At 68.7% G+C, this 14,457-nt stretch carries 13 protein-coding genes; 4 read left to right on the plus strand and 9 right to left on the minus strand.

Annotated elements, in window-relative coordinates:
* Positions 1 to 19 precede the first annotated feature (19 nt).
* From QNO09_RS00705 to QNO09_RS00745, 9 genes are read right to left on the minus strand one after another with little or no spacing between them, the layout of a single operon-like run.
* Positions 20 to 1,675, minus strand: a complete 1,656-nt coding sequence (locus QNO09_RS00705) for an amidohydrolase (protein ID WP_283968018.1) — start codon at positions 1,673 to 1,675, stop codon at positions 20 to 22.
* Positions 1,672 to 2,685: a methyltransferase gene (locus tag QNO09_RS00710; protein ID WP_283968019.1), complete on the minus strand. Its 1,014-nt coding sequence runs from the start codon at positions 2,683 to 2,685 to the stop codon at positions 1,672 to 1,674. Before QNO09_RS00710 ends, QNO09_RS00705 begins: the two co-directional genes overlap by 4 nt.
* Entirely contained in the window at positions 2,682 to 3,995 is a 1,314-nt protein-coding gene (locus QNO09_RS00715; protein ID WP_283968020.1) for a tryptophan 2,3-dioxygenase, read from the minus strand. Before QNO09_RS00715 ends, QNO09_RS00710 begins: the two co-directional genes overlap by 4 nt.
* Positions 3,992 to 4,381 (minus strand): adenosylmethionine decarboxylase, encoded by a 390-nt coding sequence (gene speD, locus QNO09_RS00720; protein WP_283968021.1) that lies wholly within the window; start codon positions 4,379 to 4,381, stop codon positions 3,992 to 3,994. The genes QNO09_RS00715 and speD overlap by 4 nt, the downstream gene beginning before the upstream one ends.
* Positions 4,378 to 5,592 carry an ATP-grasp domain-containing protein gene (locus QNO09_RS00725; protein ID WP_283968022.1) on the minus strand — a complete coding sequence of 405 codons (1,215 nt, stop codon included), beginning with the start codon at positions 5,590 to 5,592 and terminating at the stop codon, positions 4,378 to 4,380. The genes speD and QNO09_RS00725 overlap by 4 nt, the downstream gene beginning before the upstream one ends.
* Positions 5,579 to 6,808, minus strand: coding sequence for an MFS transporter (locus tag QNO09_RS00730; protein ID WP_283968023.1), 1,230 nt, complete (start codon positions 6,806 to 6,808; stop codon positions 5,579 to 5,581). The genes QNO09_RS00725 and QNO09_RS00730 overlap by 14 nt, the downstream gene beginning before the upstream one ends.
* Positions 6,805 to 8,226, minus strand: a complete 1,422-nt coding sequence (locus QNO09_RS00735) for a coproporphyrinogen-III oxidase family protein (protein ID WP_283968024.1) — start codon at positions 8,224 to 8,226, stop codon at positions 6,805 to 6,807. Before QNO09_RS00735 ends, QNO09_RS00730 begins: the two co-directional genes overlap by 4 nt.
* An 8-nt stretch (positions 8,227 to 8,234) precedes the next feature.
* Positions 8,235 to 9,407: an ATP-grasp domain-containing protein gene (locus QNO09_RS00740; protein WP_283968025.1), complete on the minus strand. Its 1,173-nt coding sequence runs from the start codon at positions 9,405 to 9,407 to the stop codon at positions 8,235 to 8,237.
* Positions 9,408 to 9,454: 47 nt separating this feature from the next.
* Positions 9,455 to 10,711: an ATP-grasp domain-containing protein gene (locus QNO09_RS00745; RefSeq protein WP_349636939.1), complete on the minus strand. Its 1,257-nt coding sequence runs from the start codon at positions 10,709 to 10,711 to the stop codon at positions 9,455 to 9,457.
* 133 nt (positions 10,712 to 10,844) lie between these two features.
* Here QNO09_RS00745 and QNO09_RS00750 point away from each other — a divergent pair, with 133 nt between their 5' ends.
* The 4 genes from QNO09_RS00750 to QNO09_RS00765 all read left to right on the plus strand — a co-directional run bounded on the left by QNO09_RS00750 (position 10,845) and on the right by QNO09_RS00765 (position 13,713).
* Positions 10,845 to 11,567: an AlkZ-related protein gene (locus QNO09_RS00750; RefSeq protein ID WP_283968027.1), complete on the plus strand. Its 723-nt coding sequence runs from the start codon at positions 10,845 to 10,847 to the stop codon at positions 11,565 to 11,567.
* Between the two features lie 266 nt (positions 11,568 to 11,833).
* Positions 11,834 to 12,022, plus strand: a complete 189-nt coding sequence (locus QNO09_RS00755; protein WP_283968028.1) for a hypothetical protein — start codon at positions 11,834 to 11,836, stop codon at positions 12,020 to 12,022.
* A gap of 1,041 nt (positions 12,023 to 13,063) precedes the next feature.
* Positions 13,064 to 13,294, plus strand: coding sequence for a FitA-like ribbon-helix-helix domain-containing protein (locus tag QNO09_RS00760; RefSeq protein WP_283968029.1), 231 nt, complete (start codon positions 13,064 to 13,066; stop codon positions 13,292 to 13,294).
* Entirely contained in the window at positions 13,291 to 13,713 is a 423-nt protein-coding gene (locus QNO09_RS00765; protein WP_283968030.1) for a type II toxin-antitoxin system VapC family toxin, read from the plus strand. The genes QNO09_RS00760 and QNO09_RS00765 overlap by 4 nt, the downstream gene beginning before the upstream one ends.
* The last annotated feature ends 744 nt before the right edge of the window (positions 13,714 to 14,457 follow it).

A 14,457-nucleotide genomic window follows, 5' to 3' on the forward strand; every position in this document is an offset into this window, starting at 1 on the left:
TCTTCGTGCTGTTCGGCCGTTAAGCGGCCCCGCACGCCCGGGGAATCTGCATCTGCCCCGCCAGCCGGTCGTGGACGCGTCGGCCGCCGGCGATCGTGAGGTCCACCTGTGCCTCGCACAGGGCGTCCGGTCCTTCCCGCAGCACATCGACGTCGAGGACCGCGACGTCGGCAGGGGAGCCCGGCGCCAGGGTGGCCGGACGCCGGTGCAGATGGCCCGAGCCGACCGTGTATGCCCGGAGGATCTCCGGCACGCCGATTCGCTCCTGCGGGTTGAACGGGACCGGCCGGTAGTCCGGTCCCATCCAGGGGGCGCTGGCCAGAGCCGGCAGCCGGGTGGCCGCGACGTAGGCGCCCCAGAGCGGGTTCGGGCTGCTGACGGGCCAGTCGCTGCCGGCCGCCAGCCGCGCGCCGGCCCGCGTCAGACCGGCGAAAGGGTACTGCCGGTCCACGCGGCGCGGGCCGAGCATCGGCTCGTAGGTCTTCCGCATGTGCGGGATCTCCGCCGCCCACAGCGGCTGCACGTTCGCCGTCACGTCGAGTTCGGCGAACCTGGGCAGGTCGGCGTCGTCGACGAGTTGTACGTGGGCGATGTGGTGCCGCTGTCCCGAGGAGGGGCCGGCCTCCTCGACGGCGTCGAGGCACTCGCGCACAGCCCTGTCTCCCACGGCGTGGAAGTGCACGGAGAACTCAGCCCGGACCAGCGCGGTCACGGCCTCGCGCAGGTCCGTGGCATCCAACCGGCCGGGTGGGGTGACGGATCTGTCGAGATACGGCGAGAGCAGTGCCGCCCAGCCGTTCTCACAGATGCCGTCCTGCATGATCTTCACATGGTCGGCGGGGAGCCCCACGGCGCGGGCCTGTGCTCGTCGTTCACACAGGTCCTCGATCTGTTCGGGCCCGCGGTCAGGGTCCCACCACAAGGCCAGCGACACGGAGCCGGTCACCTCGCCCCGGCTGGCCAGTTCCAGGTAGGCGGGGAGCGGGTCGGGCAGGCCGAGGTAGGGGCCGACCAGAGCGTCCTGCCATGCGGTGATGCCGTGCCGGTGCAGCTGACGCTGGGCCGTGAGCAGCGCGTTCTCCTGCGCCACCCGGTCCGGCGGGGGGACGTGCCGCCCCACCAGGTCGGCCGCCATCTCGTGCAGCAGCCCCGTCGGCCGACCACCGAGGTCCCTGCCGATGGCGCCGAACGGCGGGTCAGGCGTGTGCGCGCCGACACCGGCCCGGACCAGTGCCGCGCTGTTCACGCACGCGTCGTGCAGGTCCGAGCCCAGGAGATGGACGGGTCGGTCCGGTACGACCGCATCGAGCAGTTCGGCCACCGGTGTGCCATGGGGCAGGAAGGCCGAAGTGAGGCCGCCCCCGACGATCCACGGGAGATCCGGGTGACGCCGGGCGTACGCACCCACCCGTATCAGCGCGTCGTCGAGGCCGACGGCGTCGCTCAGGTCGCACCAGGACTCAAGCAGTCCGGCCGCCATCGGATGCACATGGGCGTCCTGGAAGCCGGGCATGACCAACCGGCCCTCGGTGCACACCACTTGGGCGTCCTCGCCCACCATGGTGAGCACGTCCCGCGCAGAGCCGGTCGCGAGTACGCGGTCCCCACGCAGGACGATGGTGTCAGCGTGCTCATGACCCAGCACCCGGCCGCCCGTGAGAACGATGTCCGTCATGTCCGGGCTTCCAGTACCGAGGACCGCGGTCCTTCGGCGACGGATGCGAGGCGGAATCCGCCCTGGGCCAGCAGGCTCTCCCACTGGGGCCGAGTCCGCTCCTGGCCGCCGAGCAGCACCAGCATGTGTAGATCGAGCAGCCCCGCTGCGCCGGCCCCGGCGTTCTCAGGGAGCACATGCTCGACGATCAGCAGGCGGGAGTCGGCGTCCATGGCCTCGCGGCACCTTTGCAGGATGAGCACGGCGTCACGGTCCGCCCAGTCGTGGAGAATCTGCGACAGGACATAGACGTCGGCGCCCTGCGGGATTCGCTCGAAGAAGTCGCCCTCGGCGACGGTAGCCCGGTCGGCGACTCCGGCGTCGGCGAGCGCCGGGGCCGCGGCGGCCACCACATGCGGCAGGTCGAACACCGTCCCTCGCAGATGGGCGTTGCCGGTCAGCAGCCGGCTCAGCAGAGCGCCGGTGCCCCCTCCGATGTCCACGACGGTGTCGACGCCGGACCAGTCGAGGCCCAGCAGCGGCAGTAGCCGCAGCTCGACGAGTCCGGCCTGCCCTTCGTCGAAGCGCTTGGCGGCGTCGGGATGTTCGGTGAGCCACTCGAAGTAGGGCTGACCGAAAACAGGGGGGAACGCGGCGTCCCCCGTGCGCAGCGAGTGGTCCGCGGCCTCCCAGACCCGGTAGGCCTCGCCGCCCATCAGCTCGACCAACTGGCGCAGCGAGCCCGGGGTGTTTGCGCATAGCAGGGTGCCGAGGGGGGTGAGACCGAAGACATCCGGCGCCACTTCGTCGAACAGGTCCTCTCCGGCGAGCACCCGGAGGAACCGGCCGAGTGCTCCGGGATGCGCCCCCACCGCCTGCGCGAGTTCGGCCACCGGCAACGGTGCATCCGCGAGGCGGTCAGGGACGCCGAGTTCGCAGACCGCGGAGATGGACCGGGACACCAGGTATCCCATGATCTTGCGGCGGAGCAGCTCGTTGTGCCGGGCCGCAGTCGCGTCTTCCGTTGTCAACGTTCCCCCTTCCCCGTCAGCGCCGGGAACAGCGGTGTCTCGGAGGTGGTCTTCAAGTAGGAGGCCCCAGCGGTGCCGCCGGTCCCGGGAACCTCGCCGATGATGCGCAGCGTGATGCCCCAGTGGCTGCGCTTCATCCCGCGCCACGACGTGTCCAGGCGCCTCATTTGCTCGGCGAGCTGATCCGCGCCGGGGCGGGTGCGGACGTCGGTCCAAACCTCCTGAAGGGTCGGTCCGGTCCACAGAGCATCCGCGGCACCGCACGGCGGGTGGGGCGCGCACGCGGCTTCGATGCGCCGGTAGGAGAGGGACTGGACGGCACTGCGGCCGCTTGTGTACCCGCGGATCACCGCGAACGCCTCGACCGGCATGGTGCCGAGCAGCCGGAACAGGGCCGGGAGCACGGTCATCCGGTCGGTGACCGCCGCCAGGGCATCGACCGCCTCGTCGAGCCGCCCCTCGAGGAGGGCGTCGCGCGATTCGGTGACGGCAAGTCCGATCTGCTCGTACAGCGCCTCGAACACCTGGATGGAACGGATGAACATGATCTCGTCGTGCAGGCGCGTGACAGGAAGCAAGGAGCGGGCGACGGTCTGCGCCAGCGTGGGGCGCACCAGCTCCAGGACCGTCTTCGCGGCGCGTTCCGATGCCTCGGCCAGCGGCTCCAGAGGGTCCTGCGTCCGCGCCAGAGCCGCGGCCACGTCAGCGGTGACGGACGGGTCGAGCGGGTGGCCGGGGGCAAGTTCGCCGGACAGGACCAGCAGTCGCGCCGTCGCCCGGAGACGAGTGCGGACCGCGGGCGCCGGTGTCCCCAAGCCGGCTGCCGCTGCCTCCGTGCGAAGGAGGTCGCCCAGGACCGCCACGGTGAGTTCGTCCAAGCGGGAACGGAGCCGGTCCCGCCCGCCGCCATGCGGCGGGGCCGTATCGGCATCCTCGTCGTGATCGGCTTCTGCCGCCAGAAGGTGCGGACGCAGGCCCGCGTAGGTGACGTATCCTCCGGTCTCCTGGTCGCAGGTCATCGGTAGCCAAGCCGCCAGGAAAGCGTCATGCCGATCGGCGGGAACCGAGGAAAGACGCCGGACCAGGGCCGGATCCGCCTGAGTGCGCCCCACCGCCTGGAAGTGGGTGACCACTTCCGTGTAGGGGAATAAGGAGAGGAATCGATTCTCCCAGGCGTCCAGGGCCGCATGTGCGTCCGAGCCGACCCGCTGACGGCCGGTGGCGTCCGCGGCGGCCTCACAAGCCGCCCCCAGACCCGTGCCACGCCGGACGAGTTCCTCGTGTGCCGTCCGGACCTCCTCGCCGATCATGCGGCGTACCCTGCGGAAGCCAGGACGCGGACCGGTTCCCCGCGACTCATCACGCTGGTGCGATGCTCGCACGGCCCGAGCGCTTCGAGGACCACGTCCACGATGCGCCGCGGATCGCAGCGCGTGCCGCAGGTGAAGGCGTCCAGGAACAGCGACCCCTGCTCGGGATAGGTGTGCACCGACACGTGCGACTCGGCCAGGACGTACACCGCCGTGACGCCGACGGGTTCGAACTCCTTGGTCTGCATCCCGCACAGTTCCGCCCCACTGGCCTCAATGCCCTTCTTGATGGCCTCGAGAATCAGCTCGTTGTCGTTGATCCGCTCGGCGGCGATGCCCACGATGTCGCACAGCACATGGGTTCCGGAGAAGGCGAACACACTCATACCGACCACCTCAGAGCGTCCGAGGCCCATTGCGCACACTCGTGCAAAGCGGCTTCCACCGCCGCGTTGTCGGTGCCGCGTACGACGAACGACACGACCGCGTCCGTCGACGCCGTGGCCGCGGCGTGGGCGACGGGGAGCTCGTCGGGCCGGTGGCACTGGACCACCGAATCGGGCAGGCGGATGTCCGTGATCTCCTCCAAAGTGCCCCGGCGCGGGGGCACGAGGAGCCAGCCGTAGCACTCGGGACCACGGGAGACGGGGACGTCGCCGCAGCTCACTCCGGCCTGGTCCCGGAACCAGAGCTCAACGGGGTTGAATCCTGTGCTGAGGGTGAGCGTCTCGTACACGTGCCCGCCGCCCAGGCGCGCCCCGATCTCGCAGAAGTACAGCTCCTCCGTGTCTTCATGGAGGAACACCTCGAGGTGGAAGGGAGTGAACCCGGTCGAGGGCAGAGCGGCGACGGCTCTCGCGGCGAAGTCGACGAGGCGCTCCCCGAGCGGGTCGTGCTCGTCGAGCTGAGCGCTGCCCAGGCTCTCTCCGTCCGCGAAGGACAGACATGAGTTGACATAGCGTGAGGGAAGGGCGAAGAGCACCTTGCCCTCCCGCATGAAGCCGTCGACATGGTGGACGGCACCGGGCAGGTAGGCCTCGATCAGAACATCGTCCGGATCACGGCCAGACAGCTGGGCCGTCAGCTCACCGACGTCGTGGACCACGGCGACGCCACGCGATCCGTAGCCCAGCCGCGGCTTGACGACCACCGGCCAGCCGCCCCACTCTGCGAACTCCTCGGCGTCGGCGCGCCCGGCGGGGGCGAGGAACCGGGGCGTCGGCACGGCCGCGGCCACGGCGGCCTTCATGGCGTGCTTGTCCCGGAAGACCAGCGCGTCCGCACCGGAGAGTCCGGCAATCCCGTGCCGGTCGCGTGCCCGGGCGAGCCGCAGGATGTCGTCCTCGGTCCCGTGGACGACGGCGGCCACTGTGCACTCGGCGCACAGCCGGTCGACATGGGCGATCACGGTATCGGAACCGGAGTAGTCGGCGACCGGTATCACCTCGCCGAACTGGCCGGCGTATCCCGGCCCGGCCTCCTCGCTGGTGATGAGCACGACCCGGTCCGCCACCTCGGCCAGCCACTCACTCACCGGCGTGACCTGGGCTGGAATCCGGTGCGCCACCAGGATCAGGCCGTCGTCATGCGTCCGCACCGACGCTCACCTCCTTTCGTCTGTTGCTCGCCGCGGTCTTGCGCCTGGACATCAGCAGCGGCGCGCTCACGAATATCGACAGGGCCATCACCACGAAGTAGATGGCGTCGCTGCCCAGCAGGAGTCCGCCGACGAAGGGGCCGGCGAAGAACCCGAGGTAGCGGATTTCGGCGACGCCGAAGTAGGTGCCCTTGCGGTCGTCGCGCGCGATCTCGTGGACGGCGATGTCGGGCAGCGGCAGCAGCACGCCCTCACCGACGGTCCAGAAGACGATGCCCAGGTAGAGCAGGAACAGGCCTTCGGTAGCGGCTGCGTAGAAGCACAGGAACGACAGGGCGAATCCGACGCAGCCGATGACGACCATGAGGTTTGGCTGCACCTTGCGGGACAGCCACACGATGGGCACCTGGAGCAGCAGCGCCAGGACGGCGTTAGCTATGAAGAGGCCTGCGAAGTAACGCACGGCGTCCTCGCCCCACTCGCCCGCCATGTACAGCGGAATCATCGACTCGAACTGGGAGAACACGAAGAAGATGACCAGCCCGGCGGCCGTCGCGGCGAGCAGCAGCCGGTCGCGCAGAGCGGCACGGAGCGGGAAGCGCGGGCCTCCGTCCTCGGCGCCGCCCTCCAGCGCCGCGAGCCGCTTGCGGCGGGCCAGGATCAGCAGCAGGTAGCCCGTGTAGAACAGGGCTGGAACGGCGAAGAACGCGACGGCGCTGATGCTGTAGAGGACTCCACCGATCGCCGGACCGACGATGCCGCCGAAGCACAGGACCATGTAGCGCACGCGGAAGATACGGCCGTCCTCGTCGGCCGCGAGCGACATCAGTTTCTTGCCGCCGGGCTCGACGAAGAGGCGGGCCACGCCCAACCCAAGGAGCAGGGAGACGATCGCGGGCGCCCCGTCCACCACAGTGAGTCCCGTGTAGATGCCCACGTACGCGGAGAGCCCCAGGACCATCATGGGCACGGTGCCGAAGCGGTCGACGAGCATGCCGCCCACCACGCCGCCGACCGAGGCGATGAGCGCGATCGATCCGACGACGGCCCCGATGGCCACCTCGGACAGCGAGGTGCGGGAGGCCAGATAGAACGATGCGAAGGGCATGGCCGCGAAGAACGCGATGGCGTTGAGGAGCGAGCCGGCCGCGAGCAGCGCCTGCAGACCGTCGAGCCGCCACAGTGGCGGAGGCTTCTTGTCCGAAGGCTTGCTCACCGGGCCGACGCCATCGGGAGCAGGGGAAGCATGCGGTCGTCGCCGTCGGTGAGGCCCTTGGTCCTGCGCTTGAGAGCGGTGAACTCGTCGAGCACCGTCTGGTCCGAGGCCGGCGAGAGGTAGTACATCATGTTGGCGTACCAGACCCAGCCCAACTCGGTGATCCGGAACTCCGCCTCGTCCTCCTCCAGCATTCCCTCGGAGACCAACAGGGCCAGCTTGCCGGTGAGTTCGTCGGGGATGTGCTCCCAGGCGATGCGGCTCTTGTCGAGCCAGCCGAAGTAGGGCAGATGCAGGATGACTCCCCGCTCGTAGGGCATGCCGTCGCCGACGGTGATGTTGATCTTCACGTCGTCGTTCTCCAGCAGGTTCTTGACGTACGTGACGCGGTTCTCGTCATTCATCACGGTGTAGTTGGCGACCTGCGAGATGGCGCTGTTGCCCAGACCGATCAGCTCGTCGTCGTGATAGGACCAGGTGTGGGTGTTGTACAGGTTGAGGTAGTCGCGCGAGATGAAGGGCGTCGTCGGCCTTTGCCCCTCCGGCAGACGGAAATAGCCATGCCCGTTGTGCTGCTGGAACCCTGAGGCTCGCATGTACTGATTCAGGTAGATGGTCATGGCCATCTTGTCGATGAAGCTCAGCGGCTTGAGGCCGCGCGCCGCATACGAGTGGTGGAGCGGTGCCTGGGTGACGACGTTGCTGATGGGATACAGCTCCATCGTCGGGGTGCCCATACTCGTGGCGTATTCGATGTCACGGGAGAACTGCTCGAACGTCTGTCCGTGCATTCCGTAGATCATGTCGAAGCTTGTGTGCTCGAAGTGCCGTTTGAAGAGCTCGACCGCGGCGTACTCCTGCTCGATCGTCGCGGTGATGTTGAACAGCTCGCGGTACAGCGGGTCGAAGCTCTGCAGGCCGAACCGGACCTTGTCCACGCCGATGTCCCGCATCGCCGCGCACTTCTCCTCGGTCACGCTCTTGACCTCGGCCTCGAAGGTGAACTCCTGGAGCTGGGAGAGGTCGAAGTGGTCGCGCACGGCCTGGCCGATACGGGTGATCTGGCCGGCGGTCAGCGTGGTCGGAGTGCCGCCACCGAAGAAGATCGCCCGGATCGGTATCGAAGTGGCCTCGGCGTAACGGCCCTTGAGCGCGATCTCCTTGAGCAGGGCCTGAACGTACGTCTCGATCTGCTCGTCGCCGGTACTTCCCAGGCCCCGGTTGAGGGTGCAGAAGGTACATATCGTGTCGCAGAACGGTATGTGGAAGTAGAGCGCGCGAGACCGCACCCCCTCTGTCCTCATCCCGGAGTGGAATTCGTGGTGCGTGACCGTGTCCAGCTCCTGACCCTTCATCGGGTAGAGCCAGTTGTAGAAGGGGAGCTGACGGTCGAACTTCATCAGGGTCTTGCCGGGCATGAGGTTGATCATTTGAGTTCCAATCGCACGGTTTGACGGACAGTGCGCAGCCGGGCGTCGACCTCGGCCGCGTCCCGGCCGTGGACGAGCACGAAAGCGGTGAGGGATCCGAGATCGCGGGTGAGGGGCACGAAGTCGCCGGGAGTGACGCAGGGGTGAACGGCGTCAACCCCGGCGGTCAGCCGGATCTCGTCCAGGCCGGCCAGCTCCGTGAGCACTCCGGGCCGGTCGTCGTTGCGCAGGCAGCAGATGCCCAGTGCCGCGTCGAATCCGAGGTCGCGTGAGAGCAGCCCCGTGTCCTCGCCCAGGTACGCGGCGAGGGTGTCGTCGTAGGGACGGATGGTGCTGTGCAGGCGCCAGTGGTCGGTCATGTGCGCGCCGGGAAGGCGGCTGGCCAGCTCCATCAGGCAGGGTCCGGCGGCATCCGTCTTGATCTCGGTGTGGCTGGGACCCAGCCGCACCTGGTAGGCGTCCAGCGCCTCCAGGACGAAGCGTTCTGCGACCGGCCAGTCGGGGTCGTCGGGGCGGAGTTGGACTAGGTCCCAGTACGGCTGGTCGTAGTCGCCGCTGTCCGGCTGCCGGTACTCCCACATGTCCAGCACCCGGTGGCGGCCGTCCTGGCTGAAGCAGTTGACGGCGATCTCCCGGCCGCGCACGTACTCCTCGACCAGCCATTCCTCGTTCGCACCACCGAACAGGTCACGGGCCGGAAGGTCGCCCACGGCTGCCGGATCCGGAAGGACCGTCACCCCGTGCGAGCCCGCACCACGCTGCGGCTTGGCGATGGCCGGTAAGCCGATCCGCGCCGCCGCCTCGGCGACCCGGTCCCGGGAGACGACCTCGAAGGCCGGAACCCGGATGCCCGACTCCACGGCGTGTCTTCGCATCGCCGCCTTGGAGCGCCGTGCCGCCGCGGTGACCGCCGGATTCCCCGGCACCCCGAGCAACTCGCTCAGCCGGTCCCCGACCTCCACCGACGGCTCGGTGGTCGGGACGACCGCGCGGACCGGCCCCGTCAGCCGCCCAGCGGCCTCATCCGCGTCGGCAGCCTGCACGACCTGCTCGTCGTCACGCCGGTAGTCGGGGTCGTAGGACGCGAGCAGGGTCTCGTCCAAGGTGTACAGCGAGATGGTCGGCAGAGCCCGACGGCGGCAGGCGTCCTTGAACGGGTGCCCGGTCATGGCCGGGTCCACCAGGACGACGCGTCCCCCGTGAGCCGAGGACCGGCTCACGCCGTCACCGCGATGCGCAGTTCGTCACGCACGCGAGCCAACACCACATCGAGTTCCCGCCGGTCGGGGGCCTGGTAGACCACCATGCCCACCCGGTCCATCGAGGAACGCAGTTCGTGGACCTCGTCGCCGGGCGCCACGTCGATCTCGATCTTCACCACGCCCGGGAGCTTCTCCACCCGCTCCACGCCCTCCACGGCGCTCACCGTGCCGGCCGGAGGCGTCGGGAACCAGACCGAGGCCATCCGTGGCGGGGTCCCGGCCGCGCCGGGCGGCAGGTTGAGCGGGAGTCCACAGGCCGCCGCGATCGCGGCGTCGTAGAGGTCGACGTCAGTGGCAGCCTGGATGACGTCCATCAGGTAGTCGCCGGGCGTGCGGGTGGCGATCTCCACGATCTGCGGGCCGTCGGAGCGAAAGATGAGCTCGAAATGAACGACGCCAGTCCGCATGCCCAGCGCCCCGATCACCTGGCGCAGCAGGGTCGAGATCGCCTGCCGGTCCGCCGCGTCGAGACCGGCGGGGACGTGGTGGGCCAGCTCGACCCGGTAGGGCGCCACAGTGGTGGTCTTCGCGGTGACGCTTTCGAAGACCGGTGTGCCGTCGACGATCAGGGCCTCGACGCTGAACTCCGGACCGTCGAGGTACTCCTCGACCAGGAACGAGGCATTCGCGGGCTGCTCGTTCGCCCAGGCCCGCAGTTCGTGGTGATCGGCGGCGATCCGCACGCCCAGACTGCCCATGCTGGACAAAGGTTTCAGCACCACCGGGTAGCGGCTGGCCGCGAACGACTCGGCAACCCGCGCGTCCCGAGCATGCAGGTACTCGGGCTGGTTGAGGCCGGCCCGGCCGAACGCCTCGCGCTGCATCAGCTTGTTGCGGGAAATGACCGCGGCCCGTACCCCGGGCCCCGGCAGGCCCAACTCCTCGGCCAGCATCGCGGCCGCGACGATGTGCGGCTCCGAGAAGCCCAAAACACCGGCCACCGGTCCATCGGCCAGGGCAGTGGTGGCCGCGGCCAGCCAGCCCTCGTCGTCCGTCGCCGTCACCGGATACCCCTGGTCGCCCGGGCCCAGAGCGGCCTTGGTCTCCTCCCATCCCAGTGCGGCGGAGGTGTCCAGGACTGACACGTCCAAGCCACGCGCGTGGGCCCGACCCAGATAGGGGCGGCCCATCCAGCCACACCCAACCATCAGTAACTTCCCCATGAATTCCCCCAGTTGTCGGGTCTGGTGGACCGCGGCGGGCCCGATCATTCATCAACTCGGAGCCGAGAAGCAAGGCTTGTTTTGCCTCGGTGTGGCGCGTAGGTTGAAATTGAAAATGTCCACATGCTGGACGCAGACAGGCGGCCGGAAGTCCGGTATGGACCGCACGGGGGGATCACGAGTGGCAGACGGCACCGTCGTCGAGGCGCGCCGGGAACGCTGGTGGCAGGACGGCCCCCCGCTGCGCTCCCTGGAGGAGGCGCGGGAGTACATCGAGGATGTCGGCATCTCGCTGCTCTTCGGCGGAGCTGCCGCTCGCTACCCGTCGCTTCGCGAGGCCTCGCGCGACGAATCCCTCCCCCGCCTTCCCTCAGGATGGGGACAGGACCTGGAAGCGATGTGGACTTGGAAGGACACCCTCCCCGTCCAGGGCCGCGCCTGGCTGGGCCGCTACCTGTCCGGCAAGCAGACCCTGCTCTCCGGCCAATTACTCGCGGACCTCTACGAGTTCAAGGGCAAGGAGGACGACGTTCTGTCGGTGGCCGGCCTCTCCGAGGAGGCTGGCCGACTGGCGGGCCTCCTGCTGGACGAAGGGCCGATGGCGACCCGCGCCCTGCGCGATGCCGTCGGAGTGACAGGCAAGAGGTTCGACCAGGTACTGACCGAGCTGGGCCGTCGCCTTCTGATCACCAACTACGGTGTCGAGGAGGGTCCCGGCTGGGCCAGCTGCGTCATCGAGCTGACCGCGCGGGTATTTTCCGTGCCGTCGCACGGCAGCCGCGCCGAGCGCGACGCGCGGGCGGCGGCCCTTTTCGTGGACACGATGGTCGAGGCGAAGCCTGCTGCTCTGTGCCGCGCCTTCGGATGGTCGCGGGAGAGGGCAGTTGCGGCCCTGAAGTCCTGAGGCGCGAGACGACCTCTCACCGTCCAGAAACCGCGGCGCCGGGCCGGCGCCTGCGTGACCGGCCCGGAGTCCAATACCGACGTCAGCCTGTACGGGGCACCCGGTGACATCCACCTCCGCGTAGGCCGACCGCCGACGTTGTCCGCCTACATCCGGCTGATCGTCCAGCCGGCAGCGGGTCAGAACGGAAGCCTGGCACTCCGATAGTCGACGCAGACGCGAACGTCCTGGTATCCAAGCTGGGCCCGACTGCCGGAGCCGAAGAGTTGGACCTCAGCACCTCCCCGGAGGGCACCGCGACCGGACGCCTCCAAGCCGACACCACCGACTACAAGGTCAGCGTCACGGCCCCCATGGCCGACGCGTGCCAGATCAACGCCTCGATCATCGATGCGGAGATCGCCCAGGGTCTGGCCGACTCCCAGGCCTCAACCTGCGGGTCTTCCAGCCGCTGATCGAAACGACCGCCGGCAGCAACGACGCCAACTGGGGCCCCACCGACCCCACGACCGTCGTCGGCGGCCCGACCCTCCCGGTCCGCGCCAAGCTGTTCGTGGACCCGAGCAGACGTGAGACCTGTCAGGACTGGACAGTCCCGCCGCTACCGATCGTCCCGTCGAAGACGGTCGCACTTCACCCGTCGCCCCTGGGGCAGCGACAAGGCCCTGATGGAGTGTCACGCACACCTGTCCACCGGTTGTCCACCGAAGCCCATTGCGTACGCCTGGCCCGACCCTCCCATATGAGCAAAAGCCCAGCTCAGAGACCCAGGCCGTCTATGCAGTCACGGAAGCCACACCTCCGACCTACGCATGACGATGCGCAGACTACGAGTGTCCGATTGGCCAGGATTCCAAGGTCAACGAATACAAGAAACCCCAGGTCAGAGGACCAACCTGGGGTTCACCATGGAGCCGCCTTCGGGATTCGAACCCGAGACCTACGCATTACGAGACCATGAGTGATCGTGTTGCGTAGTGCCTCGTCGTGCTGTCCGGTGACGTTTTTCCTGTTCAGAGCACGTGCGACAGGTTAACCCGTGCTATCCCGTGATGCACCGTCCAAAGGCGTCTGTCCACCGCCTGTCCACCGGCGGGCTCTCGCCGGGCCCGCCGGCGAGACTGGAGCCGGGCTTGCAACGAACCGGTCGACCGGCTGGCGGGACGAGCGGAGGCCACTGTGGGACCTCTACAAGCCATCCACCAGTGGGCTCCTCCACGGATGCGCCCTCGGTAGCACCTCACTCTGACCGCTACCCACCTGCATGGTCCGGGCGCGGAAGTTGTTCCGCCAGGGGTTGCCGTCGGCGTGCTGGTTGATCCAGCCCAGGCCGCCGGTATGGAGCCGTCTACGGGCGCAGCGCCGCGTCCGTCGACGAGCCCGACAAGCGGCAGCGTTCGGCTTTGCCGCATCCCCACGGTTGGGCCAGTACCACTGCGGCAGTACGACCGGCGCTGGTGACTGCATATTGCCTGCATGGCTGCTAAACTGAAGGCATGACCGCGATCACGATCCGGGATGTCCCGGACGACACAGTCAACGCCCTGAAGGTCCGCGCCGCACAGGCGGGCAAGTCGCTCCAGGCGTACGCCCTGGACCTTCTCTCCCGGGAAGCCGCCAAGCCCACCCTCGCGGAGATGGCCACCCGCCTGGAGCGTGAAACCCGCACCGAGCTCAGCACGACCGACATCCTCGACGCCATCGAGGACGGGCGGAACCGACGTTGATCGTCGTTGACTGCTCCAGCCTCGTGCACTTCCTCCTCGACCATGGCAAGACCGGAACCGCAATCCGTGAGCGGGCGGGCCGCGCCGACACCCTCGCAGCGCCCGGCTTGCTGGACTACGAGATCACCTCGGCCGTCTTCGGGCTGGCCCGCGGCCGTCGAGGGGACAAACCGAAGATCACGGAAAAGGAGGCCCTGAAGGCGATCACCGACTACCAGGCCCTCGCCCTCGACCTGCACCCCACGCTGGTCCTGTGGCAGCGCGTACGCGAGTTGTCGAACAACCTCTCCGTCTACGACGCGCATTACGTGGCCCTCGCAGAGAGCCTCGGTGTCCCACTGATCACCAGCGACGCCAGGATCGAGCGCAGCGGGGCAGCACGCTGCACGATCGAGACCTTCGAGGCATCCAGCACCTGACCCCGTCAGCACCAACGCGCACGGTTCCACCACCCATGAACGGTCCGTGGTGTCCCAGAGCTATCACCGCACCGGGTCTGGCCTTGGCGTCTGCCGCGCCAATCAGATTCGGACGCTCCCAGAAGGCGATGAGGGTCAGATCCGTCTTCGATGCGCGGTAGGCGCACTCGTGCCCGGCGAGCTCGACGACCAGTTCTCTCTCCCCCCGTGTGCGCCGAAGGCAGGGAGAGCACCAGCGTGCCCACCATGGCGTCGTCCTTCTCCGAATCCTGGTGCGGAAGGAAAAACTGGCCCTCGCCGTACACCAGCAGCGCCTGCGGCTCAGCCCGCAGCCGGGTCGCAGCGGGGAGCCCGAGAGCATCCTGGAAGTGCTCCAGCGCGCTACTCAGCAGCGACGACCAGGAAGGACCGGTAAGACTGAGCTGATCGGCGAGATCTGCCAGGTGTCGCGCACACTGGTGTCGCTCAGCGTCTCCTCGCCCCGCCCGAACAACGCCGGTCGTGCCACCGAGATCAGCCGCTTCACCCGGGGCGCCCGCAGTGGAAGGCGTACCGGCCCGACCCCGGCCACCTCAAGGCCCAGGCCCGCCGCAGGCGCCTCCAGCCGGGCACTGAAAGCCCCCGCCGCCTTCGCCCCGCCGAGCAGCCCAGCCACCAGTTCCCTCGGTGCCGCCACCACACGCCTGCCCTCCGGCCCCTGCGGGCCCGTCCTTCTCGGCTCGATCCGACGACCCCGACGGCGGC

Origin of the sequence: Streptomyces sp. 378 (assembly GCF_030124145.1) — a bacterium.
Lineage (GTDB): Bacteria > Actinomycetota > Actinomycetes > Streptomycetales > Streptomycetaceae > Streptomyces.